This window comes from Psychrobacter sp. UBA2514, from assembly GCF_002341255.1.
Classification (GTDB): domain Bacteria; phylum Pseudomonadota; class Gammaproteobacteria; order Pseudomonadales; family Moraxellaceae; genus Psychrobacter; species Psychrobacter pacificensis.
The window spans coordinates 1-26,732 of the sequence record NZ_DDNS01000018.1; the positions used below are offsets into that span (position 1 = coordinate 1).

Consider the following 26,732-nt stretch of genomic DNA (forward strand, 5'->3'; position numbering starts at 1 on the left):
CGTTACAAATCTCGCTAAGGCATCTGCATTATCGTCGCTTTGTGCCTTGTCTGGAACAGTTTTAGCGATCAGCAGTGCCTATTTGCAAATGTTCAACACGCCCTAGTTGTATACTTTCAAGCTGTACTATTCAGCAGTTTTTGAAACGACTTCGTTTAAAATCCAAACTGGTTTGACCACATTAGATCCTTCAGCAGTGACTGCTTCTTGGCGTACATCTAATACATAACGGTAGTTTGGCTCATAAGTGAAGCCTTGAATGTTACCACTTAAAGTGGTGTAGTTTTTCTGATAAGTTTGGCGATACTGTAGGCACTGTGATTCAACCATCGTACCGTCTGTTGCAGTCAGGTCACAAACTGCTTTACGCGGTGCGATTTCTACTTCAAAACTTGGAATATTTACCACTTTGACGTTCATAGGCTGTCCTTCTACAACCATTGTACGTTCATTGTCCATGTCCATAGTAGAACAACCAGTAAGAGCAAAAGTTGTCATCAATGCTGCAAGTGCTAATCTTTTCATTATTCAATCCTCAGATAATTGGTAATAATTCTTCATTTTCTATCTAAATTTATTGTTTTAAAAACTCTACTGCATTTCTTCATACAACAAAGCTTCTTTCTATCATGATGATATTTAGAGTCACGCTAATTGAAATCTCTAGCCAGCTTTACTAGCGATGTAGTGAATATCATCTGTTTACCCCAGCAAGTATAGGTCGCAATTCACCTTACTCTCTATGACTGCTTTGTAAAGTAACGTCAGCTTTTGCAACTGATGTTAATAAAGCGTATTGAATAAAAGAGTAATTTGATAACAGCTTAGTATTAGACATAAAAAAGCCAGAGCAATAATCACTCTGGCTTTTTATAAATAGATTTAAAAAATCTGTCAAGATTGAAACTTTTAAGACCGTTTCTAACTGCGATAGTCAGCGTTTATTTTGACATAGTCGTATGACAAATCGCAGGTATACACCGTATCGCTAGCATCACCACGAGCCAAATCAATGTGAATAGTAATCTCAGCGCGGCTCATGACGGCCTTACCTGCTTCTTCTGTATAGCTGGGCGCGACACCGCCATTTTGACAAATCATCACCTCATCTAAATACACATCAACTTGCTCGGTGTCTAGGTCGTCAATACCAGCATAACCGACTGCCGCCAAGATGCGCCCCCAGTTTGCATCACTCGCAAAGAATGCCGTTTTTACCAGCGGCGAATGCGCCACAGCATAAGCCACATCGCAGCACTCTTGCGTGGTCTGCCCGCCAGTCACTTTGACGGTCATAAACTTGGTCGCCCCTTCACCGTCACGGACAATGAGCTGTGCCAAACGTACAAACACGTCGCGCAGTGCATCAAAAACGGCCTGATAATGCGGATGCGCTGGACTATCAATCACCTCTGAGCTGGCAGCGCCTGTCGCAATCAACACGCAGCAGTCGTTGGTCGATGTATCCCCATCAACGGTAATACGGTTAAACGACTGTTCATTGATAGCGCTGAGCATCTCTTGCAACAGATCAGCGGCGATATTGGCATCGGTTGCGACATAACCCAGCATAGTCGCCATATTTGGACGTATCATGCCTGAGCCTTTTGACATGCCAGTGATATGATAGCTAGTACCTGCAACGTCGACTTTTTGGCTAGCAAGCTTAGGGACAGTATCTGTCGTTCGGATACCGTTAGCAGCAGCCAACCAGTTATCAGAGGCTAAGTTTGCTAACGCATCGTCTAAACCTGCAATGACCGCGTCACTATTTAATGGTTCGCCAATCACGCCAGTAGAAAATGGCAATACTGTATTAGCCTCTACGCCAGCTTTTTCAGCCAAGGCAATACAGATTTCAGTAGCGCGGCGTTTGCCATCAGCGCCCGTCCCTGCGTTTGCATTACCTGTATTGGTTACCAGATAACGCGGACTAGCCTTGGTAAAGTGCTCACGTAATATACGTACAGGCGCGGCGCAAAATGTATTTTTGGTCGTGACAACTGCGGTCGTGGCCTGTTCAGCGATTTCAATCACGACCAAATCATCACGATTTTTGTAGCGTACCCCTGCTGCGGTTGCGCTAAGCTTGACGCCATCGATGGGATAGATTGTGTTAGGTACTGCTACGTTTCCAACAGCCATAATAAAATCCTTATTTTTCAATTTTTATCGTTGTTTTTAGGTGATGTAATAAACACTATAGTTGATCCAATTTAAAGGTGGTACAAGGCAACCGAGTGCAGATGTATATGTCATACTTCAAGCGAGGTTAACGCCGTAACGCCTTTATAGTGGATTGACTATATATCTGAATATTACAGTTTTTTTAGATCAAATGCCGACCAGATTGGCGCATGATCTGAGGGTTTTTCCATCGCACGCAGCTCATAGCTGATGCCAGCACCAATGCATTCACTAACGAGGTCTGAGGTGCATAAAATATGATCAATACGTAAACCGCGCTTGGGTTCATCATTAAAGCCGCGGCTGCGATAATCAAACCAACTATATAACTCTGTACTCTCTGGATAATGCAAACGGTACGTATCGGTCAACTCACGCGACATTAATGCTGAGTACCATTCGCGTTCCTCTGGCAAAAATGAGGTTTTTCTATTTTTTAACCAGCGCTTTGCATTGACCTCACCGATACCGATATCGATGTCCTCTGGCGCAATATTCATATCACCCATGACAATGATCGAACGACCTTCTGCCTTTAGTGTATCAATATAAGCCATTAAATCTGCATAATAAGCACGCTTCATCGGAAATTTGGTCGGATGGTCTTGGCTCTCTCCTTGTGGAAAATAACCATTGAGCACATCAACCTCACGCCCTTCAAGCTCATAGCGTGCATGTATAAAACGCTTTTGTGCTTCGGTATCTTCGCTAGGAAAGCCTTTTTGTACAAATATAGGCGCCACTTTTGACAGCAGTGCCACGCCATAATGTCCTTTTTGCCCGAAATACTCTACGTGATATCCTAGACCTTTTATGTCATCAAGTGGAAATTGATCGTCATGGACTTTGGTCTCTTGTAGACCCATGACATCAGGATCGATTACTTCGCGCACTGCCTCAAGCTGATGCTGGCGAGCGCGGATACCATTGATATTAAAACTGACAAAACGGGTCATAAACTGTCCTATACTGATTGATTAAAATACGATGCTGATATAGATGTATGCGATGCAAATGTCTATGATAACAGACCTAGGCTGCCCTAGCTGTTACATGGCCTTATATCTTGAGCTAGAGTAGCGCTTATTATAAATATAATAGAGACTATTTTTTGTTGGGTTTCTTATTTGCCCACATATATAAATTACGTTCGCTAAACAACCTTTATCAAAAATACTGAGCACCCTTATGACGACAACTGAGCATAAAAATACAGCCGTGAATAATATGGAACCACTATTTGCTAAAGATTATAACGTCTACATCAACCATACGGATGCAGGCGGCATCGTTTATCATGCCAACCATCTGGTGTTTTTTGAGAACTGCCGCCGTGATTGGTTTACCAAACTGGGCTTAAACGGATACTTTTTGCAAACTGATGATGGCGACATACAGCATTTTGTCGTGAGTCAGGCGGATTTACAATACAAGAGAGCCATTCTCTTAGATGAAGTCATCTCTGTACGTATCGATAAAGTAGAGCTAAAGCCTGCTAGCATCATATTTTATCAAAGCATTCGCCGTAGCACATCAGATAATAGCGCTACAGACAAAACCACTAGCCAGATATTAAGTAGCACTAAGATCGTCATTGCTTGTGTACAAAACCTCGTTAAGCCAGAACCAATGGCTAATAACGAAACAAATAACGCTCAAGCTGACAACGCAGTAAATACCACACCCATGCGCCCTATCCGTGTACCAAAAGAATTACGAGATGCCATTGAGCAGGCGATTAGTGAGCAAACGAACGAGCGACTGTAGAACGCTATGCGCATTGATCCTGATAGAACTTTGCTTGAATTTAATAATCTCTGGGTGCATGGCAGGCCGGTAGTCGGTAGCAATAATCCTAAGCATAGTAGTGGTGAACAGACAAAAACCTTTGTACCGCATAAACTCTATCAAAGGTGGTTAAATAAGCGACAAAAAAATGCGCTATCTGATGGACTATCGCCTCATAGCCGCATATTGATAAACGGTGCGAGTGGCAAGCTACTATCAGGACAAATCACCGTGTTGACAGGGGCTTCTGGTAGTGGCAAATCTGTCCTCTTGCGGGTGCTGGCAGGATTGTTGCCGATGAGCACTGGTGATATTCATTTGCGTAGTGATGCCACGCCACATCAGCGAGATGAAAGCATTCACGCCACATCGCCAATTACTTGGCGCAAGCAAGTGGCGCTGCTTGCTCAACAGCCACAGCTGTTAGAGGGCAATGTCCTTGATAATTTAAAGATGCCTTATGCTTTAGACGCGCATCAGACCCAAAGTTTTGATATAAACTGGCATTTGACCCAACTTGCGTCTTTGAATAAAAATGCAGACTTTTTGCAACAAGAGGCCAACCACTTATCGGGTGGTGAGCGTCAGCTGGTCAATACCTTACGCCTACTACAACTCAATCCGCGAGTACTATTACTAGATGAGCCAACCGCCGCGCTAGATATCGACACCTCAGCGCAGTTGGTCAGCTTGCTGATGAGATGGTTGCAGGCCAACAGGCAGCGCTCGTTATTATGGGTAACTCACGATACCAAAGAGATTATGTCATTGGCCAGTAGACATTGGCATATGCAAGCAGGTGTACTAACCGAAGCGCTCTAGGGCACGATATGATGCTCAAAAACTTGCTCGAAACCTTCATTACATCGTGCTCATGACATTACTGCCTTCCTTTATAATGAGCCCCCTCAACGGTATGAATCATATGCAAGTATTTTTAACTTACAGTGATATTGCCCTTGCCAGTTGTATGATTATCATCGTACTGCTCATCTCATGGCAACTGCGCTTAAAACTGACAAAGACACTCTTGATAGCTGCTATTCGCACCATCGTGCAGCTTAGCTTTATTGGTTTGATACTGGCATGGATTTTTGCCCGTGAGCAGTGGTATGAAGTTCTGCTGATTTTGACCATCATGACTCTGATTGCAGGGAGTGCCGCCAAAAATCGTGTCAAACGCAGCTATAAAGGGTTGCTAACCGACACGCTACTAGCCGTCGGCATCTCAGCGACACTGGTCACTGCAATAGCGATGATCGTTATTCTAAGAGTACAGCCTTGGTATACCCCGCAATTTATTATTCCTATACTGGGCCTGATACTAGGCAACTCTTTGACTGCCATCTCATTAACGAGCAATCAGTTGATCGAAGCTTTTCATGAGCAGCAAGGGCGTATCGAGATGATGCTGAGTCTTTCTGCTCGACCATTTGAGGCTGTCCATGAGCAGATTCGTGCCGCAATCACAAATGGCATGACCCCAACGCTCAACTCTATGCTAGTCGTCGGTATCGTCAGCTTGCCCGGTATGATGACGGGGCAAATATTGGCTGGTGCCGACCCCACACAAGCGGTCCGCTATCAGATAATCACGATGTTTTTGATCTGTGTGAGTAGCACACTTGGCTGTACCATCAGCGCGCTGCTCATTTATCGACGCTTTTTTAATAAAAACAAGCAGTTTATTCTGCCTCATTGATACCATTTTCTCTTTGCATGATATTCATCTTATTGACCATCAAACGTTGCCAGCTTAGTGACTTGCACCATGAATGAGTCATATCCATTTTAATACTTACGCAATCACTTCTCTGTTTTATCAATAAATCCTTCTACCCTATTGACACGTTTGACTCACTCAAAAACTTATCTTGCGGTAGCAAATTTCTTATACATCATATACCTGCTGTAGTGTTCAGCTTTATCTATGTACTGCTCAGTCTTGCTTTCTATTATTGTCTTCAACATTATTCATGCTACTGTATTGCTTAAATGTATCGTTTTTTTGATACCGTAGTTGCAAAAACCAGATAATATCTACTTGAAATACAGCTTATTTCTTTCATTGCATTATCTAATTGTTTGATTCATTTAACTCACCCATCAGTAGTTAATTAGATTGAACAACGGCAACAACAGCAAGCAGACATGGACGTTACTGCATCCAATAGCAGGTTAATCACATTAATGCTGATTTGTGATATTGACATGCATATGACTGCTTTCTTAAAAAACATTCACCTATATCAAACTGCAAGGACGCTGACTATGATGCCGAACAAACCTTGGCTTGCCAATTATCCCGATGGTGTACCTAAGAATATCAACCCTGATAGATATAGCAGCATAATGGAGCTGTACGAGGAATGCTTTGACCGCTTTCGTATGCACCCTATGAGTATCTGTATGGGTGTGACTCATACTTATCATGATGTCAATAACGCCTCGTTGGCCGTCGCCGCATGGCTACAATCTCAGGGACTACCACAAGGCAGTGTGGTGGCACTGATGATGCCAAACGTGCCGCAGTATCTGCCCACGATGATTGGTATCTTGCGGGCAGGCTATGTATGCACCCCAGTCAATCCACTCTATACAGGCCGCGAGCTGCGTCATCAGCTCAACGACTCAGGCGCACAAATTATCTTTGTGGTAGACAACTTTGCCCAAGCGCTCGAGCAGGTCATCGGCGAGACCAAAATCAAACGTATTGTCTTATCAAAAATGGGCGATATGATGGGGCTCAAAGGCATCTTGGTCAATACTATCATTCGCCAAGTCAAACGTCTGGTCCCCAAATACAAGCTCAACGACCCAAAGTATCAAGTCACCAAACTCCCTGATGTGCTCAAAAAAGGCAAAAACCTTCCCTTTCAAAAGCCAAAAATGTCACTTGATCAAAAGGCGTTTTTGCAATATACCGGCGGCACGACAGGATTATCAAAGGGTGCCATCTTGTCGCAGCGTAATATCGTGGCGGCGGCGATGCAATCAGAGGCTTGGACCCGCCCTATCACCTCTGAGATCAATGAGGTATATATCAATATGGTCATGGCGCTACCGCTGTATCATATCTTTGCCTTTATGCTCAGCTTGCTCGGCATGCGCTCAGGTTATACCTTTATTTTGATACCCAACCCGCGCGATATACCAGGGTTTATCAAAACCTTATCAAAACAGCCTTTCCATATTTTTCCAGCGGTCAATACGCTGTTTAAAGGCTTGCTAGATCATCCAGACTTTAAACACCTAGATTTTAGCTCGCTACGTATCTCGCAGGCAGGTGGTATGGCGGCGACCGAACAAACCGCCACTCGCTGGCTTGAGACCACTGGCTGTGCGATGATCGAAGGTTGGGGGATGACCGAAGGCGTGGCGGTCGGTACGGCCAACGTCATCACAGATCGTAAGTTTAACGGCACAATTGGTGTGCCCGTCCCTAGCGTCGATGCCATTGTGATTGATGATGAGGGCAAGCGCGTCGGTGTAAACCAAGCAGGCGAGCTGTGTATCAAAGGCCCTAACGTCACCTCAGGTTATTTAAACAGAGACAGCAGTGATGACTTTACCAGCGATGGTTACTTCCGTACTGGTGATATCGTTAGTATGGATGAAAAAGGCTATTTTAGACTGTTGGACCGTAAAAAAGACATGATTTTGGTCTCTGGTTTTAACGTCTTTCCTAATGAGATTGAGTCTGTCATGCTTGACTGCGACGGTATCGTTGATTGTGCGGTCATTGGTATTCCTGATGAGCGCCAAGGCGAGGCAGTCAAAATCTATGTGGTGCCTGCGGACAACAATGTCACCAAAGAAGCTATCAAAGAATTTGCGCTGGACAACTTAACGGGTTATAAATGTCCGCGCTATATTGAATTTGTGAGTGATCTGCCAAAGAGTAATGTTGGTAAAGTATTACGTCAAAAACTGCGTGAGAAACATCATGCAGACCACCCTCAACACTAAGTAGCTTCTCTTGAAAAAAGCGCCCTATATCAATAATAAGGCGCTTTTTTGTTGCACCTATTTGCTTTTAATGTCTCATTGAAAGATAAATGTATCGAGCACAAATTTTTATCTACTCTGATCAATTCTGTATACCCTTCACTCTCCAACATATATTTTTTCATATATCAAACCCAAATATAAACTATCAAGTTCTCGTATGCCTGTAACGAGTTTAGTTGTAGTTATGTTAATGTAAACCCGCAATGTGTCACTAAGTTTTCTGTCGATTTAGATTAATCGAATATTGACTTTAGACACGTCAAAACTGTTGATTTGAAAGGTATTTCAATTTTAGAAACAGTAACCCGTTATTTGATCTACCCAGAAGCGTATTTATTAAGCGTTTAGTCTTGGTAGTTAAATCAAATTTTATAGAGGACTCTGTACGTTAGCAGTATGTGAAAACAAAGGATAGCACTCGACAATTTATTGCTCAAAGAGCAATGATGTATATCGTCGACATGGATGTGACTACTTTTTTATAGACCCTTAACTTATCTTAATTTAAGGACGCTTGGCATGACAGTAGAGAAACCTTGGCTTGCTCAATACCCAGAAAACGTACCCAAGACCATTAATCCCGATCAATATGAAAGCCTCATAGAGTTGTATGAAGAGTGCTTCAACCGTTTTCGTATGCATCCGATGACTATCTGCATGGGTGTGACTCATACTTATGATGACGTTGACAAAGCATCATTGGCAGTAGCAGCATGGTTACAAGCTCAAGGCTTACCTAAAGGCAGCGTCGTGGCACTCATGATGCCAAACGTTCCACAATATTTACCAATCATGATTGGTATCTTACGCGCAGGTTACGTCTGTACCCCGATCAACCCACTATATACAGGTCGTGAGCTGCGTCATCAATTGAATGACTCAGGCGCTCAGGTGATTTTTGTGGTGGATAACTTTGCTCAAGCGCTAGAGCAAGTCATTGAAGAGACCAATATCAAGCGTATTGTACTCTCAAAAATGGGCGATATGATGGGCTTAAAAGGTATTTTGGTAAATACTGTCATCCGTCAAGTCAAACGCTTAGTGCCTAAATACAATCTAAATGACCCTAAGTACAAAGTCACGAAATTCCCTGAAGTACTGAAAAAAGGACGTAATCTACCGCTTCAAGCACCCAAAGCCACCTTGCAGCAAAAAGCGATTTTGCAGTACACAGGCGGCACAACGGGTCTGTCTAAGGGTGCTGTTTTGACGCAGCGTAATGTCGTCGCAGCGGCGATGCAATCAGAAGCATGGTATCGTCCAGTCACCTCAGATATCAATGAGGTATATATCAATATGGTAATGGCATTGCCGCTCTATCATATTTTTGCGTTTATGCTCAGCTTACTTGGTATGCGTTCAGGCTACACTTTTATTCTAGTACCCAATCCGCGTGATATGCCAGGGTTTATCAAAACGCTATCAAAACAACCGTTCCATATTTTCCCTGCGGTAAACACTTTGTTTAAAGGTTTACTTGATCAGCCAAATTTCAAAGATTTGGACTTTAGCTCATTGCGTATCACGCAAGCCGGTGGTATGGCGGCAACCGAGCAAACAGCAGCCCGTTGGTTAGAAGTTACTGGCTGTCCGATGGTTGAAGGTTGGGGTATGACTGAAGGTGTTGCAGCGGGTACCGCCAACGTCATTACTGATCGTAAGTTCAACGGTACAATCGGCATACCAGTTCCTAGTGTCGATATCATCGTCGTTGACGAAAATGGTGAACGTGTCGCCATGCATGAGGCAGGTGAGATGTGCATCAAAGGCCCAAACGTCATGTCAGGCTATTTCAATCGAGACAATACCAATGATTTCACAAGCGATGGTTACTTCCGTACTGGCGATATTGTGAGCATGGATGAAAAAGGCTACTTCACTTTACTAGACCGTAAAAAAGATATGATTTTGGTGTCAGGATTCAATGTATTTCCAAATGAGATTGAAGCGGTCATGCTTGACCATGAAGGTATCGTCGATTGCGCCGTGATTGGTATCCCTGATGAAAAACAAGGTGAAGCCGTCAAAATCTATATTGTGCCTGCAGACAACAATGTCACCAAAGAAGACATCAAAGAGTTTGCATTAGACAATTTAACGGGTTATAAGTGCCCGCGTCATATCGAGTTTGTCAGCGAACTACCAAAAAGTAATGTCGGTAAAGTATTGCGTCAAAAGCTACGTGAGCAGCACATATCAGACAACCCGTAAACACTATAATCTGTACATGATTATCTAGCCATAGAGACAAAAAAGCCCACTGTTATTAGAGTGGGCTTTTTGTTTTTATTGCACGAGCGTGTTGCATCAGCTCAATCGACTCATCACTTGCAGCGGCAAACGCTTCATCGCCTGTCCCACGATTGACCATGGTAAGCTCGGTACACACGCCTCTTCTACCTCGGCCTCAATCGCGGCAACGATCGCTTTGGTACCTGTCTCAGTATCGACTTCAAACGGCAATGGCTTGGCATTCGTATTAATCTCAGTACGGATGTAACCGGGATAAATAGTAGAGACCTTAATAGGCAACTTAGTCAATAGCATATCAGCACGAATCCCTTCTGCAAGATGTGCCAAACCTGCTTTACTCGCGCCGTAAGCTGTCAGGTGCTTAGGCAGGCCACGCATCGCTGACATGCTCGACATGACGACCAGATGACCACTGTTTTGAGCCCGAAAGATATTCATCGCCGCTTCGCATTGTGCCAATGCCGAGATGAAATTAATCTCAACGGTACGGCGATTGGTATCAAAACGTCCTTTACCAATACGGCGACTATCGCCAATCCCTGCATTGACCACGATACGATCAATAGTGCCAAAGTCAGCAGCAAATGCGTCAAATACCTTAAAAACAGCATCATAATCACTGACATCTAACGCTTGGTATTCAACGCGTATATTAGGATATGCTGCTACCAGCTCTGACTGCAAGCGCTCTAAACGATCAGTACGGCGCGCACAGATAGCAAGATTATAACCAAGCTTAGCAAACAATCTTGCCATACCCTCGCCCAATCCTGAGCTTGCTCCTGTGATCAGGACGGTTTTGCCTTGACCAACCTGCTGTTTGTTTAGGTCTTTTAGATAGCGTGATGGCTGAACGGCGCTAAATACCTGAGCTTTACTTTGTTTGGCGCTTTTAGTGACTAAATTAAGCAGTTTGTGTTGCATAAGCCCTCCCTTGTATCGACTCTAAATGACACTCCAGTTTTATAGATCCTCTGTACCAACGACAAAAACTGGTTGACTAAAATCGTTTATTGTAATGGCTAATGCTCTACAAATACGTGGCGATTATGTATAAAAGCGCATCCAAACCCATTGACTCAATTATCGCCACGTCACAAACTGCTTACCTTCAGAAAATAAATGACTGTATTCATTTAAAGACAATAAATGCGCGCGCTGACTCTTTAGGGTGATCGATGTCACGCCCGTATTGACTAAGCTCTTATTTAACTGATAAGCGGTTTGACTGCCTTGGCTCAGTAGCTTTGCGGTAATGGCAGCGATGACACCGCCTGAGGTAAAGACCAATACAGTGCTATGTTGGTCTAAGTGCATATCGGCTATCTTTGTACGTACTTGTTCAAGCGCTTGCTGCGCTCGCTCATTGAACTGCGGCCAGCTTTCAATATAATCCTGATCATTGTTGCCACCATGCCAGCGCTGCATCGCTTGATCAAACAGCTCAGCAAGACGCCGATTTGGTGATTGAGCATTGGCAATTTCAGCGGATATCTCAGCTTGGTTATCAAAATCACCAGCGGATTTCACAAACACATCTTTGTGATTGAACTCGTCAAATTGTGGCAAAATATAGCTTTCATGCTCATCAAAGTTGATGGCTGTCGCAATGGCCATGTCGTCATTATTGGCCTGAGCAAACGGTTGATACCCTTGCCAAAAATGGCGAGCAGAGTCTTGTTGCCTGACCAGATTACCCGTAAATATCGCATCGATACGGCGCTGGGTATTTGCATAGTGTTGACCCAGCATTTTTGCTTGGGTTTCACCTAGCTCTGACAGCCGATCATAGTTTTCTTGACCAAAAGAAGCCTGACCATGACGGGCTAAAAGTATGGTTGTCATAAAATACTGCCTTTTATTATATTGTCCAAATTGCGGTTTTTCTTATACTTCAGCTGAATCAGAGGGCTTAGCAAAATAGCCTTTTGGTAAAATGCCTTTCACTACTTTTTGTACAGGGTCTGGCAATTTCTCAATCGTTGCCGCATCGACTCCTCTGTCTTCTAAATATGGCTGAACGTGTGTATTGAACAGCGCTTCGCCTTCATATTGTGCAATCAGTTTGAGACATTTGGCATGCATGACATGTATGGCAAGCCACGCGTTTTTAAATGCTGGATTGGTGGTTTGTTTATGATAGTAGCGATAGTAGATTTGCTGAATGATACCTGATAGACGAAACAGCCCAAACACTTCATAAAAGGTCCAGTTATCTATCTGTAGTCCAGATTTTTCTAGATAATAAGCAACCACTTCGTCACGCGTCATCATACCTTCTAAGTGAGTTGGCTGGCGACGAAACTGCTGCATGACAATATTGTCGTCTTCCTCAATCCAGTAAGCCAACGCACTACCCAAGTCCATTAGTGGATCGCCAAGGGTTGCCATCTCCCAATCGAGGACTCCGATAACTTTAGTCGGCTCGTTTGCATCGAGTATGACGTTGTCAAAGCGCCAGTCATTGTGAATAATGCACGTTTTGCTATCAGCAGGGGTATGCTTTTTGAGCCACTGTCTGACCAAGGCAAAGCTTGGGACGTTGGGTGTCTTTGCTTTGATATAACGCTTGTCCCAGCCACTAATTTGGCGCGCGCAGTAGCCATCACCGCGACCCAAATCAACCAAATCAGGATGCGCTGTATAATCTATTTGATGCAGCTCTACTAGCGCATCTAAAACATTGGTGCAAAGCTGACGGATTTGTTCAGGATCTAGATCGACCCCTTTTGGTAAATTGGCACGGGGAATGATCCCTTCCATACGCTCCATGACATAGAAATCAGCACCGATGACAGATTCATCTGTACATAGCGCAATCATTTCGGGCACATAAGGATAAGCATTTTTTAATGCTTTTTGAACGGTATATTCGCGTACCATGTCGTGCGCAGATTTTGCCTTGGTACCTTTTGGTGGACGGCGTAAGATAAGATCTTGGTTTTTATCATCGCCTTCATATTGTAAGCGATACGTCCAGTTAGAAGCCCCGCCTGAGAACTGAGTGACTGTAGGCTCGCCTACGACATCGACACCTTGGCTACGTAGCCATTCACTTACCGCTTTGGCATCAAGCTCCTCACCCTCACGTACGGCACCGCCTTTATCGAGTACTTTATTGTCAGTTGACATGTGACATTCCTTATCATGTGATCAGTTATTTTTATAACTTATACTTATAGTAGTAAAAAATTAGTAGTAAAAAACAGTCATAGTGATGAAAAATTCACTACTAAAACGTTAATAGTGAATTTCCAATTTTTTATTTTCAGCAATAGTGGCGTGAGCAACTTAAGGTTTACTCACACCCAATGATTAATATTAGGCTTTGTTAGACTTAGAACGGCTAAAACCCTGACGCTTTAGCTCTAGCTTGGCAATCATGGTTTTATGTACTTCATCAGGACCATCTGCCAACCGTAGCACACGAGCTTGCGCATAGAAATTTGGTAACAATGTGTCTTGGCACACACCCATGCCACCATGAATCTGAATCGCCATATCAACCACTTCTTGTAGCACCGTTGGCGCAACCACTTTGATCGCAGAGATTTCCGTCAATGCCGCTTTGGTTCCTTGAGCATCCATTTTTTGCGCCGCATAAAGGGTTAGCAAGCGCGCTTGGTCAATTTTGATACGCGCCTCAGAGATACGCTCAAAGTTTCCACCCAATTGTAGTAATGGTTTACCAAAGGCCGTGCGCGACATGCCGCGTTTCACCGCCAGCTCTAAAGACTTCTCAGCCGCGCCAATACAACGCATGCAGTGATGAATACGACCTGGCCCCAAGCGACCTTGCGCAATCTCAAAACCCTTACCCGGCCCACCAATAAAGTGACTGACGGGCACACGTACATTATCAAAGCTGATCTCACCATGACCGTGCGGCGCATCATAATCGCCAAACACTTTAAGCATACGTTTAATATTCACACCCGCAGTATTGACTGGTACCAGTACCATCGAGTGCTGATGATGACGATCTGCGCTTTCATCCGCGGTATAGGCCATAACAATCAAAATATCAACCGCAGGATCGCCAAGGCCCGATGACCACCATTTGCTACCGTTAATGACAATTTCATCACCATCGACCACAGCAGTTGCTTGCATATTGGTGGCATCGCTTGAGGCCACATCAGGCTCAGTCATACAAAACACTGAGCGGGTCTCACCTTCTAATAGCGGCGTGAGCCATTTGTCTTGCTGTTCTTGCGTACCATAGCGCCATAATAGCTCCATATTGCCGCTGTCAGGCGCATTGCAGTTAAACACATGCGGCGCGAGCAAACTGCGACCCGTCAGCTCTGCAATCGGTGCATAGTCAGTGACTGAAAGCCCTGCACCTAAGGTGTCGTCAGGTAAGAATAAGTTCCATAAACCCGCTTCACGTGCTTGTTTGCGTAGGTTGTCATAAGCGTCTGGCCATTCCCAGTTTTCCCAATTTCCATCAGGATTTTTCTTATGACATTCTTCCCAGAATTGGGCTTCGATGGGTTCAATATGCGTTTCAATGAACGCTTTGACTTTGGCATGCATGGCTTGACCATGTTCCGTTGCGGTAAACATTAAATTGTCGCTAGACATAAATGACTTCCTTTTCTTTATTGATTGTCTAAATCGGGTTTTGACAAAAAGCTCTGCGAGATCTTTAATGCGAGCCTTAGTGTACGGACGTATACTGTTTTTTGTATCCTACATTTATAACACAGCAATTATGATTAAACAGCAAAAAGGCGCGACCCGTTAGGACACGCCTTTTACAAAATACAAACAGTGTATTGCTGAACATATGACCGCTAAAATACTAGCTATCAGACATCATAATGATATCTAACACTATTTTAGAATATTCAAACGGCTGTTTGACTCAAAACGTGCGAGCGCATCTGGCAGTTTATCCACTACCATACTAAGCGTCGCTTCTGCGGCTTGCGCAAGACCCAGCTTCTCTGCTAGCGTCGGCTTTTGACGTGAATGTAATGCGTACACCTCATTGTCTTCCATACGCTCTAAGATGTAGCTGTCAGAGGTCTGCAAGCTATCAATCAGGTTAAGCTTTAACGCATCTTCACCATACCAATGCTCACCTGTGGCTACTTTGGCAACATCAAGTTCTGGACGATAAGTATTGACGAAATGCTTGAATAGCTCGTGCGTCTGCTCTAGCTCTTCTTGGTACTTGGCACGATCTTCGGCATCGTTTTCGCCAAACACCGTCACCGTGCGTTTATAGTCGCCAGCCGTAAACATCTCATAATCGACATCATGGTTTTTGAGCCATTTATGAAAGTTTGGCAATTGTGACACCACGCCGATTGAGCCAATAATCGCAAATGGCGCTGCCACCACATTGTCTGCCACGCACGCCATCATGTAGCCACCACTTGCCGCCACTTTATCGACGCAGACCGTTAGCTTTAGACCAGCGTCCTTTAAGCGCACCAATTGCGCGGCTGCCAATCCATAACCATGCACCAAACCGCCACCTGATTCGAGGCGTACAATCACTTCATCGCCTTTGTTAGCCGTACTGATTAAGGTGCTGATTTCTTCGCGCAGATGCTTAACGGCAGTGGCTTTGATATCACCTTCAAAATCCAAAACAAAAACTTGCGAGGCATTGTCAGGATTTTTTTTCTGCTTTTTACTTTTTACTTTTAGCGCCTGCTTGGCTTTTTTTGCCATAGTTTTTTTGAATGCTTTAAGCGCAGCTTTGCCTTGGGTGGCTTCCATTAAATCTTCACGGCGCTGTTTTTGCGCTTCATTTAAGTGTCTTACTTTTAGCTCAACCGGGTTTTTTGGTGGATGAAATAGCATGATTACAAATCCTCAAGTCAGTAGGTATATCACTATAGATGTTTTTATTCAGGTATGGTTGATATGCGCACGCTCGCTGGTATTTTCAAGCAAAATGACAATATTTAACCTAATATAGATATCGCTCAATAAATACAGCCGATACCAATGCATGGCTACGCTTTGATTGAACTCAGCCGGTTGTATAACAAAGGTAGATTAGGCATAATATGCGTTTATATCAAATTTTCTGCAGCCAACGTGATGACCCTTTGTCTTGATCGCGTTGTTTGTGTGTTTTTTTGGCAAATCGCTTGAAACGCACAGCAATGGCTGCATTATTGTACTTCGAATTGGGCTGATAACTGGATAACAATATTATGACGCAAAGCACTATGACGCAAAGCGAATACCGAGACGAATATTGCGGAGCTGTAACCGAGAGCTTGCTTGAGCAAACCATTAGTATCGTAGGCTGGGTACATCGTCGTCGCGATCACGGTGGCGTGATTTTCTTAGACATGCGTGACCGCGCGGGTATCTTGCAGGTGGTTGTCGATCCTGATACACCAGAAGCTTTTGCAACGGCCGATGCGGTACGTCCTGAATACGTACTAAAAATCACTGGCCGCGTACGTCGTCGTTATGAAGGTACTGAAAATAACAATATGACCAGTGGCCAAATTGAGCTATTGGGCAAAGAAATTGAAGTACTGGCCAAATCTGAAACACCGCCATTTCCCTTGAATGACGAAAAAACGACTGTGTCAGAAGACTTACGTCTAAAATATCGCTATCTCGATATGCGTCGTCCGCACATGCAAGAGCGTATGGTATTCCGTGCCAAGGCAACCTCAGCGATTCGTCGTTATTTAGATGATCATGGTTTCTTGGATGTAGAGACACCTATTTTGACACGTGCAACGCCAGAAGGTGCGCGTGATTATCTTGTACCATCACGTACCCGTCCTGGTAACTTCTTTGCCCTGCCGCAATCACCACAGCTATTTAAGCAATTATTGATGGTGTCAGGTTTTGACCGTTATTATCAAATCGCGAAATGCTTCCGTGATGAAGATTTACGTGCCGATCGTCAGCCTGAATTTACACAGGTCGATATCGAGACATCTTTCTTGAACGAAGAAGAGATCATGAACATCAACGAAGGTCTGATCAAGCATTTGTTCAAGACCATGATGGATGTTGAGTTCGAGCAATTCCCTCGCATGACATATGCTGAAGCAATGCGCGACTATGCATCAGACAAGCCTGATTTACGTATTCCACTGAAACTGGTTGACGTTGCCGATTTGATGAAAGACGTTGATTTCAAAGTATTTGCAGGTCCCGCTAACGATCCTAAAGGTCGCGTCGCTGCCCTTCGCATTCCTGGTGGCGCTTCATTAAGCCGTAAGCAAATCGATGCTTATACCAAATTCGTCGGTATCTATGGTGCACGCGGTTTGGCTTATATCAAAGTCAATGACGCAAGCCTCGTCACCAATGGTGTGGATAAAGAGTCTGGCCTACAATCACCAATCATCAAAAATATGACTGATGATGTACTTGTGAGCTTGATTGAGCGTACTGCTGCGGAAGATGGCGATATTATCTTCTTTGGTGCAGATAAAGCCAGTATCGTGAATGACGCAATCGGCGCATTACGCCAGAAAATCGGTCTAGACTTAGACATGACAACTTGTGAGTGGGCGCCGCTTTGGGTGACTGACTTCCCAATGTTTGAAGAAACCGATGACGGTCAATGGACGTCAATGCATCATCCATTTACCAAGCCTAGAGGCTCTGTTGAGGAGTTAAAAAACAACCCAGAGTCTGCACTATCTATCGCTTACGACATGGTGTTGAACGGCACTGAGATTGGTGGTGGTAGCTTACGTATCAATACTTATGATATGCAGCAAGCCGTCCTTGAGGCCTTGGGTATCGGCGAGCAAGAGGCAGAAGACAAGTTTGGTTTCTTACTTGATGCCCTAAAATTTGGTGCACCACCGCACGGCGGTTTGGCGTTTGGTTTGGATCGCTTGATTATGCTTATGGTAGGCGCTGACTCTATCCGTGATGTGATCGCATTCCCGAAAACCAAAACTGCTGAGTGCCCCCTAACTCAAGCACCTGCTGGAGTGGATAGCAAACAGTTACGTGATCTTGGTATCCGTGTGCGTGAAAAAGCACAGGCTGATACCAACAAACCTGCTCAATAAAACATTTAATGATGTACTATTGCTGTCTACAGTGCTTGTTACGCGATTCATCACCATGTGAGTGGTTATGAATCCGTATCATATTTTTAAATTCGTGCCATTGTCTGTACTACAGATGCTGGCACGTTTTGTCGCTTGGGTTATCATCAAGATACCAAGTCTTAGCATCATGCGTACCATTCATATTAATATGGCGCTGATTACTGACAAATTGTCTGAGCCACAAAAACGCGCACTGACCAAAGACATCATCTATCATCAATGTCTGAGCAGTATCGAATCTATAAAAAGCTGGGCAATGCCACCTGAATGGAGTATTGCCCAGATTCGTGACGTCCATAATAAAGATATTCTACTAGAAGGTCTTGCCAATCCCAATGGCATGCTGGCTATCGTCCCTCATCTCGGTACATGGGAGATGATGAACGCGTGGCTCAATCAGTTTGGTTCGCCAACTATTATGTACAAGCCTGTAGACGGCAGATTCGCTAATGAGTTTATTCTTCAAGGGCGTGCGCGTCTCAATGCAACCTTGGTGCCTACCGATGGTAGCGGTGTTAAAGCCGTGTTTAAAACCCTCAAGCAAGGCGGCTTTAGTATTGTATTACCAGACCACGTCCCAGATCCGTCAGGCGGCGTAGTCGTTCCTTTCTTTGGTATCAAAACATTAACCAGTACCCTTGCCTCAAAACTGGCGAGCAAAACCAAATGTGCCTTAGTTGGCTTGTCTTGTATTCGTCGTAATGATGGACGCGGTTTTGATATTTACTGCTATAAGCTCGACGATCCAGCGCTATATGACCGCAATACCGAAGTCGCGACTCACGCACTCAATCAAGCCATGGAGCATATGATTAAAGACAACTATAGTCACTATATGTGGGGCTATCGACGTTTTAAGCGCATACCAAATCTAGGCAATCCTTACCGAAAAGATAAAGCCACTTTAGCAGCCTTTATTCGGTCTCATCACGCTACTGCTAGTCGTTCTGGTAACGATGTAAGTGGTTCTTTTACTGATGACACTAACATCGATAATCGCAAGTAATAACTGTACTATCGTTTACTGATTTAGACATATCATCAATCACAGTTATGCTAATATTGGCTAAGTTCTGTACCCTCTAATTTCTATTAGCCCTTCATTTACCTCACTATTATCTCACTACGAGTGCATTATGACATCTGACGTAACTAAAACCTTACCTATAGAACCAACACAAAGCCATACTGCTGAACAGCGTTATATTATTTGTATGAAATGGGGTGATAAATACGGTCCTGAATACGTCAATCGTTTGTACAATATGGTGAGCCGTCATCTGAGCTTAGATTTTCAAATGGTTTGCCTAACTGATGACAGCACAGGTATTGATCCTGCGATTGCTTGTTATCCCATACCTGACATGGATCTACCAGCAGGTCCTGAACGTGGCTGGAAAAAGCTCACGACCTTTAAACCTGAGCTATATGGTTTAAAAGGGGTGGCACTATTCTTAGATATTGATATTGTGATTGTCGATAATATTGATGCGTTTTTCACTTATCAAGCGAAGCATGATGACAGTGTGGTCATTATCCGCGACTGGAAAAAGCCGTGGCGTATGATTGGTAATAGCTCCGTGTATCGCTTCAATGTTGGCATGAATACCTACCCTGATTTGCTGGCAAACTTTGAGCGCAATTTTGACACCATTCGCACCCAAGTGCGTCACGAGCAGGCTTACCTCTCTAACTATTTGCGCGAGCATCATCACCTAGAGTACTGGGATAAGACATGGTGCGTGAGCTTCAAGTATCAATGTATCGCGCCCATCCCTTTTAACTTTGTGCGGACCCCTACACTGCCAGATAATGCAAAAATTGTTATTTTCCATGGTGAGATTAACCCGCCCGATGCCATTGCTGGTAGCGGCGGTAAATGGTATCGACATGTGAAACCAAGCCCATGGTTAAAAGATTATTGGCATTAAATATATAGCCATGAACCATGTGTATATAGTTCACCAATAGTCCAAACAATTTGCAGGCAATGCATTAGGATACAAGTTATTTGAGGTCAACGACTGGAACATAGTATGGCGTTATATTTGAGGTTACCTGCTACCGCTGGGTTTAATATTGATAACGAGCTCATCGTTATTAGTGCTTTTAATGCCAATGAAGCAGAGCAAAGTTTGCTTGGACAAGACGTCAATATTATTGCCTCAGGGCCATCGGTACAACAACTATCGTTGTCAGAACTATTAGACACGCCCACTATTTTTGTCAACGGTAGTATCAGCCTTACTGAGCACCACGCCTTCGATCATATTGCTGGTTATGTCATCAGTGATGCGCGCTTTATCAATCATCAACCTGAAATTCTACGTCAGTATTATACAGGTCAACCTTTGTATGCAACATTAGCCGTCTTTGAAGCGATGGCCACGACTCACCCTGATATCATGCGTACGTATCATCACGCCATGCGGGTATTGTATCCAGTAGACAGACCATGGGGCGTCAAATCAAATAAGCTATCATTCAATAAGCTCATATTTAAGAAAAAACGCCTGAATAAGAAAATGCCTTTATCCTACTTTATCAATCATCCGAATTTTGTTATTGATAGCAGTCAAAGCGCAACTGAGATCGGCGTCTCACTCAATGTTACTCATGGATTTGTCGAGGCGGGTACGGTTGCTTACGTAGCCACACAGCTGGCTTTCTCACGCCATGCAGCGACCATTCACCTATATGGGATTGACTTACTCAATAGCGATCAGCCGCGATTTTATGAAAACAACCACAACCGCGCGCCAAGCACGCTGAACAAAGTCATGAACGAGCGCATTGTGCCTTCTTTCAATTTATTGAGTAGGAGCTACAAGGCGCATGGTGTCGATGTCATCAATCACTCTCCTGTCTCCAAATCTCTATTTAATGATCTTTAGTCATTCTTATCTGATGAATTCAACGCTACACCGAACTCTAAATATTGCTGCGCGATATGATTTGGCAGTAGCTGCTGATTTAGCGGCACTATGTAATTCGTCAGATTGTCTACTGCTTGATCGATGAGCATCGCCAGTCCCTCAATATCACCGACGGGTATCAAGCTTTTGGCAGGTAACAACTCTCTTGGACCAAATGGACAATCGGTACTGATTACTGGTACGCCAAGTGCTTGCGCCTCTACAATGACATAGCCAAAACCCTCAAATTTGGAAGTAAGCACCATCAATGCCGCTGAGGCAATGATCGGATAAGGATTACTCTGAAAGCCCAAAAACCTAACACGGTCACTAATCTTAAGTTGAAACGCTAGCGCTTTAATCTCTGCTTCAAGCTTGCCTTTACCGACCAATACTAATGGCAGCTTCCGCTCTGTTTTCGCATAGGCTTGTAGCAAATCTCGATGACCTTTCATGGTATCGAATGAGGCCACATGAATAATATACTGTTTATCTGCTAAGCCAAACTGTTCGATATGTGGTTTTTGTAACGCTTTGCTTTGGATCCAAGTGGCATCGCAAGGATTATAAATTGTGGTGGTTTTAGTGATGTCTCCTAAAAGCGAGTTTAAGTCTTTGCGTGCACCCTCGCTGACACAGCTACACGGATGAGCGCCGTAGACCATACGTAAATGATTTATCGTCTGTAGTGGCTGATTAGATAATTGCTGTTGAAACTGCTTAGATAGCGCTGTATGCAGCACATTCACGATGTTGGGTAATTGGCTGTGCGCCATAATCCAATTCACTTTATAAATATTAGCCAATATCAGATTTGGCCTCCCTATTTGGCTAAGCACATACTCATCAATACGCTTAGCGACTGCCTCATAAGCCTGTGCCTGCTTAGAGTTTGGCTCAAGATCTTGCTCAGAAAAAACCTCATCGTATGGCACGATATGATAGTGAATGTCAGTATCTAACGGCATATCCTGTGTTTCTTCTAGACATAGAATATGAACACTATGACCCATTTTTGCATAAGCGCTTGCCAATGTAGTCACCATCCGCTCAGCACCTCGGCCTTCAAGTGCTTTTAAAATAAATAGAATGATGGGCATTGATATCTCAACTTGGTTTTTTGAATGATAGTCATACAAGGCATCCATGTTCACAATGATTGCAGGATTTTGGTTCTTTATGCTAGTCTCATCTACTTTTATTCACTACAGTATAAGCTAGGCTTATCAACTGACGCGTAAAAAGTCATGAATATTGTTGATTTTATAAATCAGTTAACCCTTGCTAATACAGGTATCAATAAATATCATAGCTGATCTAAGTAGAATCAACATTTAAATAGAATGTATAGCCACTAAAGACACCTATTGAAAAAAAACAGGATCAATCATGCAGCAACTTGATGAGAAAACAGTAGACGTTGTCATCGCTTGGGTGGATGGCACAGATCCTATACTCAAACAAAAAAGAGAGTCCTACAAGCCAAGCAACACCGTAGCGTCAGATGCCATAACTGCCACCCGCTTCGCAAGTGATGATGAGATATACTATAATATTGCCTCTATCATCAAATACGTGCCTTTTTGCCGTCATATTTATGTGGTCACCGACCAACAAAAACCTGCATTCATTGATGAATTTGCTAAGCAAAACATCTGTGCAGCAGATAAAATACGTATTGTCGATCACAAGGAAATATTTTCGGGTTATGAAGAATTTTTACCGACCTTCAACACTCGATCAATTGAGACGATGATTTGGAATATCCAAGGATTGTCTGACTATTTTATCTATATGAACGATGATTTCTTTTTTAATCAACCAGTGACGATAGATGATTTTTTAGACAATGAAAAGCTAATCATTCATGGTGAGTGGCGTAAAAGTGCTGCTTTGAGTGCCAAGCTCAATTTTCGAAAATCACGCTTTAAATTGTTTGGCACACCGATACAGCCAAGGCATACTATCGCGCAAATGTTAAGTGCTAAAATACTGGGCATGAATCAGTTTTTTGAAATTCATCACTACCCTCATATTGTCGATAAAAATATCTTAAAGTCCCATTTGTTGAATCATCCGCAATTATTGACTGAGCAGATAAAATATAAATTTAGAGATGTCGCCCAAGTGAATCCTATAACGCTAATGAATCATCTAAAAATTCAAAAAGGCGAAGCAAGTTTAAAACCTAACACCTCTATCAACTATCTAAAAAATGAGAATAGCGTAGAAGATTTTATTCTTGCTTTAGAAGATAGAACTATTAAATATGGCTGTATTCAAAGTTTGGATCTTCTTGAGTCAGACTTATATAAAAAAATCAGTCAAGCCATGAGGCACAAATTCTTGGCTTATCTACCTGCTTCTTTGATAGCAAGCACCGATAAATAAATTTAAATATATTTAGTTTAAGATTGAATGGTGATTAATTTCACTTCCTCTTGATCTAAACCAATAAAAGCTCAAAAATCACTTGGATATATTATGAAAATAGCAGTAGTAGGTACAGGCTACGTAGGCTTATCGAATGCAATGCTGTTAGCACAGCATAATGAAGTCGTTGCTGTCGACATTGTCGCTGAAAAGGTAGAATTGCTAAATAATAAGCAGTCTCCTATAGAAGATACAGATATCGACAATTTTTTATTGAACAAAGAGCTCAATTTTTCTGCAACGCTGGATGCCAAAGAAGCTTATAAAGATGCAGATTTCATCATCGTTGCCACGCCGACTGATTATGATACCAAGACCAATTATTTCAATACCTCCACAGTAGAAGCCGTCATTGAGCAAGTGCTGTTAGTGAATCAACAAGCAACCATTATTATTAAGTCTACAGTGCCAGTAGGTTACACAACCAGTATCAAAGAACGTTATGCGACTGATCGCATTATTTTTTCGCCTGAGTTTTTGCGAGAAGGTAAGGCACTACATGACAATCTTTATCCTTCACGTATCATTGTAGGCGCACAGACTGAGCAGGCTCGAATATTTGCCAATTTATTACTTGAAGGCGCAATCAAAAAAGACGTACCGCTATTGTTCGTTGAGCCAACAGAGGCAGAAGCCATTAAATTATTTTCTAATACTTATCTGGCAATGCGAGTAGCGTATTTTAATGAGCTTGATACTTATGCGCAGACGTTTGGACTCGACACCAAACAAATCATCGAAGGGATTGGCTTAGACCCTCGTATTGGCAATCATTATAATAACCCTTCCTTTGGCTATGGCGGCTACTGTCTGCCCAAAGATACTAAGCAGTTATTAGCAAATTACGATGAGGTGCCAAGCAACCTGATAAAAGCCATTGTCGATTCTAATAGAACCCGCAAAGACTTTATTGCCGATAAAATCATCGAAAGACAGCCAAAAATCGTGGGAATACATCGCCTAGTAATGAAAAGTGGGTCAGATAACTTTAGAGCATCTGCCATACAAGGCATCATGAAACGTATCAAGGCAAAAGGTATAGAAGTCGTTGTCTACGAGCCTGTGCTAAAAGAAGACAATTTCTTTAATTCGCGTGTGATTCAAGATTTAGAAGCCTTTAAATCAATGAGTGATGTCATTGTCGCAAACCGCCTATCTGATGAGATAAAAGATGTGGCGGATAAAGTATTCACTCGAGATCTATTTGGGAGCGACTAATGAAAATACTGGTCACTGGTGCGGCAGGTTTCATTGGTTTTCATTTAATCAAGGCGATACTAGAAACAGATCTATCTGCTAGGGATTACTGTATCGTTGGTATCGACAATATCAACGACTATTATGATACAGATCTAAAAGAAGCGCGTTTGAGAATATTAGGTGAGATATCAGATCCAGAAAGTTTTACATTTATTAAGTTAGACCTTGCTGATCGTGAAGCCATGTCTGAGCTTTTTGCAACCTATCAATTTGATACGGTTGTTAATTTAGGTGCCCAAGCAGGTGTGCGTTACTCTATCGAAAACCCTAATGCGTATATCGACTCAAATGTGGTTGGCTTTGTTAATATTCTAGAAGGCTGTCGTCACCACGATATTAAGCACTTAATCTACGCAAGCTCTAGCTCTGTTTATGGTATGAATATAAAGCAGCCATTTACCACTGCTGATTGTGTTGATTTTCCTATTAGTCTATATGCCGCCACCAAAAAATCCAACGAGCTTATGGCACATAGCTATAGCCATTTATATAATATTCCTACGACAGGATTAAGGTTCTTCACTGTTTATGGTCCTTACGGTCGACCTGATATGGCATATTTTTCGTTCACAAAGAAAATTCTAGCTGGCGAGCCAATTAATGTTTTTAATAATGGTGATATGCAGCGTGACTTTACCTACATTGATGATATCGTCAACGGTATCATTCGCATTATTAATAAAGCACCTTCGCCCCAGCATTCTACTATTACGACTGCAGCTGCCCCCTACAAGATTTACAACATTGGTAATAATCAGCCTGTCACTTTGCGCCGTTTTATTACTGCCATTGAAGATGCTTGTGGTAAAAAGGCACAGGAAAACTTATTGCCCATGCAAGCAGGTGACGTACCGATTACTTACGCCGACATAGATGAATTGGTAGAAGATATTGGCTTTAAGCCTGAAACTAGTATCGAAGAAGGTATCAAACAATTTGTCGATTGGTATAGACAATATTATTCAGTTTAAACAAATAACAATGATCTCTAAAGCTTATATCATAGAGATTAAGGCGCTAATATCTTTATATATTTTTAAAGGATTTTGATAACATGGCTACACCTTCAAGTTGGCAGAGAAAATTGATATTGATCTTTCGAAGCGAAAAAAGATTGAATGCGGGTAAGATTATCAAAACCTATAATGATAGAAGCTTTGATGAGATGAAAGCAACAACCATTACTGAATCAATGTGTGATATTGAAGCGTTAACTAATGAGCGTAAAAGTACAGATTTAGAAAACCATTTGAATAACTTGAAATACAAATCGCTTGGTGAGTCTGAGCTCTGCTTTTATCACAACACACTTATTATACTAATGCGCCGTAAGTACAAAATAGATAAAACATTCGTTGAATTTGAAAGACTATGGGAAGCAGAGAGCGACTATTTATTGACACATCTGTCGTTGCGCTGGATTGTCTCTGCTTGCGATACGTTTATTGATCATTCAAACAATACTCATAGAGCAGCTATCTTGATGAATGTCGTAACTCTAATGAATACTTTACGTACTTATGAAACCAAAAACTTTCTGCAGTTATCCACTAATGCTGAATCTATGCCATTGCTAACTGAAAAAACCGATATGCTTTATGCTGGTGACTTGCCTCTGTACGATGGTCTTACTTATTTTCGTATCGGCACCGATGATAGCTTGAGAAATATGCGAAAACGCTATAATAAATTTCAGAAAGTTGATAAATTGGCCACGACCATGTTACTGGCAGTGTTTGAAAAACTGCAGAATAATGACAGTGCTTTTGCTACTCTACGGCAGTTGCACAGAGATGATTGGTCTAAATGGTGGTTGGATTAG

The 26,732-nt window shown here is 42.8% G+C and carries 22 protein-coding genes; 13 read left to right on the forward strand and 9 right to left on the reverse strand.

Translation table 11 applies throughout. From position 1 onward, the window contains the following. Positions 1-126 precede the first annotated feature (126 nt). The 3 genes from B3V51_RS06220 to xthA all read right to left on the reverse strand — a co-directional run bounded on the left by B3V51_RS06220 (position 127) and on the right by xthA (position 3,143). Entirely contained in the window at positions 127-525 is a 399-nt protein-coding gene (locus B3V51_RS06220) for a DUF4377 domain-containing protein (RefSeq protein ID WP_058024290.1), read from the reverse strand. Between the two features lie 396 nt (positions 526-921). Then, positions 922-2,145 (reverse strand): bifunctional glutamate N-acetyltransferase/amino-acid acetyltransferase ArgJ, encoded by a 1,224-nt coding sequence (argJ, locus tag B3V51_RS06225; RefSeq protein WP_071001472.1) that lies wholly within the window; start codon positions 2,143-2,145, stop codon positions 922-924. A gap of 173 nt (positions 2,146-2,318) precedes the next feature. Then, positions 2,319-3,143: an exodeoxyribonuclease III gene (xthA, locus tag B3V51_RS06230; protein WP_286708116.1), complete on the reverse strand. Its 825-nt coding sequence runs from the start codon at positions 3,141-3,143 to the stop codon at positions 2,319-2,321. A 232-nt stretch (positions 3,144-3,375) separates the two neighbouring features. Between xthA and B3V51_RS06235 the strand changes: the two genes are divergently transcribed. From B3V51_RS06235 to B3V51_RS06255, 5 genes are all read left to right on the forward strand, one after another. Beyond that, positions 3,376-3,954, forward strand: a complete 579-nt coding sequence (locus B3V51_RS06235; protein WP_286708117.1) for a thioesterase family protein — start codon at positions 3,376-3,378, stop codon at positions 3,952-3,954. A gap of 6 nt (positions 3,955-3,960) precedes the next feature. Continuing rightward, a complete protein-coding gene (locus B3V51_RS06240) occupies positions 3,961-4,797 on the forward strand; it encodes an ABC transporter ATP-binding protein (RefSeq protein ID WP_083328798.1) in 837 nt (278 codons plus the stop codon). A 103-nt stretch (positions 4,798-4,900) separates the two neighbouring features. Continuing rightward, positions 4,901-5,677: an ABC transporter permease gene (locus B3V51_RS06245; protein WP_286708118.1), complete on the forward strand. Its 777-nt coding sequence runs from the start codon at positions 4,901-4,903 to the stop codon at positions 5,675-5,677. 569 nt (positions 5,678-6,246) lie between these two features. Further along, complete coding sequence (locus B3V51_RS06250) at positions 6,247-7,944, forward strand: AMP-binding protein (protein ID WP_286708119.1); 1,698 nt, start codon at positions 6,247-6,249, stop codon at positions 7,942-7,944. 561 nt (positions 7,945-8,505) lie between these two features. Next, positions 8,506-10,197: an AMP-binding protein gene (locus B3V51_RS06255; RefSeq protein ID WP_071001468.1), complete on the forward strand. Its 1,692-nt coding sequence runs from the start codon at positions 8,506-8,508 to the stop codon at positions 10,195-10,197. A 96-nt stretch (positions 10,198-10,293) separates the two neighbouring features. Here B3V51_RS06255 and B3V51_RS06260 read toward each other — a convergent pair whose 3' ends face one another. From B3V51_RS06260 to sohB, 5 genes are all read right to left on the reverse strand, one after another. Next, positions 10,294-11,163, reverse strand: a complete 870-nt coding sequence (locus B3V51_RS06260) for an SDR family oxidoreductase (RefSeq protein ID WP_186474628.1) — start codon at positions 11,161-11,163, stop codon at positions 10,294-10,296. 159 nt (positions 11,164-11,322) lie between these two features. Beyond that, entirely contained in the window at positions 11,323-12,084 is a 762-nt protein-coding gene (locus B3V51_RS06265; RefSeq protein ID WP_071001466.1) for a histidine phosphatase family protein, read from the reverse strand. A gap of 42 nt (positions 12,085-12,126) precedes the next feature. Further along, complete coding sequence (locus B3V51_RS06270; RefSeq protein ID WP_071001465.1) at positions 12,127-13,371, reverse strand: phosphotransferase family protein; 1,245 nt, start codon at positions 13,369-13,371, stop codon at positions 12,127-12,129. Positions 13,372-13,560: 189 nt separating this feature from the next. Beyond that, on the reverse strand, positions 13,561-14,808 hold the full coding sequence (locus B3V51_RS06275; protein WP_071003587.1) for an acyl-CoA dehydrogenase family protein: 1,248 nt from the start codon (positions 14,806-14,808) through the stop codon (positions 13,561-13,563). A gap of 270 nt (positions 14,809-15,078) precedes the next feature. Then, positions 15,079-16,059, reverse strand: a complete 981-nt coding sequence (gene sohB / locus B3V51_RS06280) for a protease SohB (RefSeq protein ID WP_286708120.1) — start codon at positions 16,057-16,059, stop codon at positions 15,079-15,081. Between the two features lie 374 nt (positions 16,060-16,433). Here sohB and aspS point away from each other — a divergent pair, with 374 nt between their 5' ends. The 4 genes from aspS to B3V51_RS06300 all read left to right on the forward strand — a co-directional run bounded on the left by aspS (position 16,434) and on the right by B3V51_RS06300 (position 21,196). Next, positions 16,434-18,260 (forward strand): aspartate--tRNA ligase, encoded by a 1,827-nt coding sequence (gene aspS, locus B3V51_RS06285; protein WP_071003586.1) that lies wholly within the window; start codon positions 16,434-16,436, stop codon positions 18,258-18,260. Between the two features lie 67 nt (positions 18,261-18,327). Further along, the gene (locus tag B3V51_RS06290) at positions 18,328-19,308 is read left to right on the forward strand and encodes a lysophospholipid acyltransferase family protein (RefSeq protein WP_071001463.1); all 981 of its coding nucleotides are present in this window, start codon (positions 18,328-18,330) and stop codon (positions 19,306-19,308) included. A gap of 130 nt (positions 19,309-19,438) precedes the next feature. After that, a complete protein-coding gene (locus tag B3V51_RS06295) occupies positions 19,439-20,233 on the forward strand; it encodes a glycosyltransferase (RefSeq protein ID WP_286708121.1) in 795 nt (264 codons plus the stop codon). Between the two features lie 105 nt (positions 20,234-20,338). After that, entirely contained in the window at positions 20,339-21,196 is an 858-nt protein-coding gene (locus B3V51_RS06300) for a hypothetical protein (RefSeq protein ID WP_186474632.1), read from the forward strand. Here B3V51_RS06300 and B3V51_RS06305 read toward each other — a convergent pair. Next, on the reverse strand, positions 21,193-22,317 hold the full coding sequence (locus tag B3V51_RS06305) for a glycosyltransferase (protein ID WP_286708122.1): 1,125 nt from the start codon (positions 22,315-22,317) through the stop codon (positions 21,193-21,195). The genes B3V51_RS06300 and B3V51_RS06305 overlap by 4 nt on opposite strands. A 289-nt stretch (positions 22,318-22,606) precedes the next feature. Here B3V51_RS06305 and B3V51_RS06310 point away from each other — a divergent pair, with 289 nt between their 5' ends. From B3V51_RS06310 to B3V51_RS06325, 4 genes are all read left to right on the forward strand, one after another. After that, the gene (locus B3V51_RS06310; RefSeq protein ID WP_286708123.1) at positions 22,607-23,608 is read left to right on the forward strand and encodes a Stealth CR1 domain-containing protein; all 1,002 of its coding nucleotides are present in this window, start codon (positions 22,607-22,609) and stop codon (positions 23,606-23,608) included. 93 nt (positions 23,609-23,701) lie between these two features. After that, a complete protein-coding gene (locus B3V51_RS06315) occupies positions 23,702-24,868 on the forward strand; it encodes a nucleotide sugar dehydrogenase (RefSeq protein ID WP_186474634.1) in 1,167 nt (388 codons plus the stop codon). Beyond that, complete coding sequence (locus tag B3V51_RS06320) at positions 24,868-25,881, forward strand: NAD-dependent epimerase (protein WP_071001458.1); 1,014 nt, start codon at positions 24,868-24,870, stop codon at positions 25,879-25,881. The genes B3V51_RS06315 and B3V51_RS06320 overlap by 1 nt, the downstream gene beginning before the upstream one ends. An 83-nt stretch (positions 25,882-25,964) precedes the next feature. Next, a complete protein-coding gene (locus B3V51_RS06325) occupies positions 25,965-26,732 on the forward strand; it encodes a hypothetical protein (RefSeq protein WP_284719318.1) in 768 nt (255 codons plus the stop codon).

Excerpts from the sequence above, each read along its gene's own strand:
- B3V51_RS06220 (WP_058024290.1), bottom strand. The coding sequence starts at position 525 with ATGAAAAGATTAGCACTTGCAGCATTGATGACAACTTTTGCTCTTACT.
- argJ (WP_071001472.1), bottom strand. The coding sequence starts at position 2,145 with ATGGCTGTTGGAAACGTAGCAGTACCTAACACAATCTATCCCATCGAT.
- xthA (WP_286708116.1), bottom strand. The coding sequence starts at position 3,143 with ATGACCCGTTTTGTCAGTTTTAATATCAATGGTATCCGCGCTCGCCAG.
- B3V51_RS06235 (WP_286708117.1), top strand. The coding sequence starts at position 3,376 with ATGACGACAACTGAGCATAAAAATACAGCCGTGAATAATATGGAACCA.
- B3V51_RS06240 (WP_083328798.1), top strand. The coding sequence starts at position 3,961 with ATGCGCATTGATCCTGATAGAACTTTGCTTGAATTTAATAATCTCTGG.
- B3V51_RS06245 (WP_286708118.1), top strand. The coding sequence starts at position 4,901 with ATGCAAGTATTTTTAACTTACAGTGATATTGCCCTTGCCAGTTGTATG.
- B3V51_RS06250 (WP_286708119.1), top strand. The coding sequence starts at position 6,247 with ATGATGCCGAACAAACCTTGGCTTGCCAATTATCCCGATGGTGTACCT.
- B3V51_RS06255 (WP_071001468.1), top strand. The coding sequence starts at position 8,506 with ATGACAGTAGAGAAACCTTGGCTTGCTCAATACCCAGAAAACGTACCC.
- B3V51_RS06260 (WP_186474628.1), bottom strand. The coding sequence starts at position 11,163 with ATGCAACACAAACTGCTTAATTTAGTCACTAAAAGCGCCAAACAAAGT.
- B3V51_RS06265 (WP_071001466.1), bottom strand. The coding sequence starts at position 12,084 with ATGACAACCATACTTTTAGCCCGTCATGGTCAGGCTTCTTTTGGTCAA.
- B3V51_RS06270 (WP_071001465.1), bottom strand. The coding sequence starts at position 13,371 with ATGTCAACTGACAATAAAGTACTCGATAAAGGCGGTGCCGTACGTGAG.
- B3V51_RS06275 (WP_071003587.1), bottom strand. The coding sequence starts at position 14,808 with ATGTTTACCGCAACGGAACATGGTCAAGCCATGCATGCCAAAGTCAAA.
- sohB (WP_286708120.1), bottom strand. The coding sequence starts at position 16,059 with ATGCTATTTCATCCACCAAAAAACCCGGTTGAGCTAAAAGTAAGACAC.
- aspS (WP_071003586.1), top strand. The coding sequence starts at position 16,434 with ATGACGCAAAGCGAATACCGAGACGAATATTGCGGAGCTGTAACCGAG.
- B3V51_RS06290 (WP_071001463.1), top strand. The coding sequence starts at position 18,328 with ATGAATCCGTATCATATTTTTAAATTCGTGCCATTGTCTGTACTACAG.
- B3V51_RS06295 (WP_286708121.1), top strand. The coding sequence starts at position 19,439 with ATGACATCTGACGTAACTAAAACCTTACCTATAGAACCAACACAAAGC.
- B3V51_RS06300 (WP_186474632.1), top strand. The coding sequence starts at position 20,339 with ATGGCGTTATATTTGAGGTTACCTGCTACCGCTGGGTTTAATATTGAT.
- B3V51_RS06305 (WP_286708122.1), bottom strand. The coding sequence starts at position 22,317 with ATGCCCATCATTCTATTTATTTTAAAAGCACTTGAAGGCCGAGGTGCT.
- B3V51_RS06310 (WP_286708123.1), top strand. The coding sequence starts at position 22,607 with ATGCAGCAACTTGATGAGAAAACAGTAGACGTTGTCATCGCTTGGGTG.
- B3V51_RS06315 (WP_186474634.1), top strand. The coding sequence starts at position 23,702 with ATGAAAATAGCAGTAGTAGGTACAGGCTACGTAGGCTTATCGAATGCA.
- B3V51_RS06320 (WP_071001458.1), top strand. The coding sequence starts at position 24,868 with ATGAAAATACTGGTCACTGGTGCGGCAGGTTTCATTGGTTTTCATTTA.
- B3V51_RS06325 (WP_284719318.1), top strand. The coding sequence starts at position 25,965 with ATGGCTACACCTTCAAGTTGGCAGAGAAAATTGATATTGATCTTTCGA.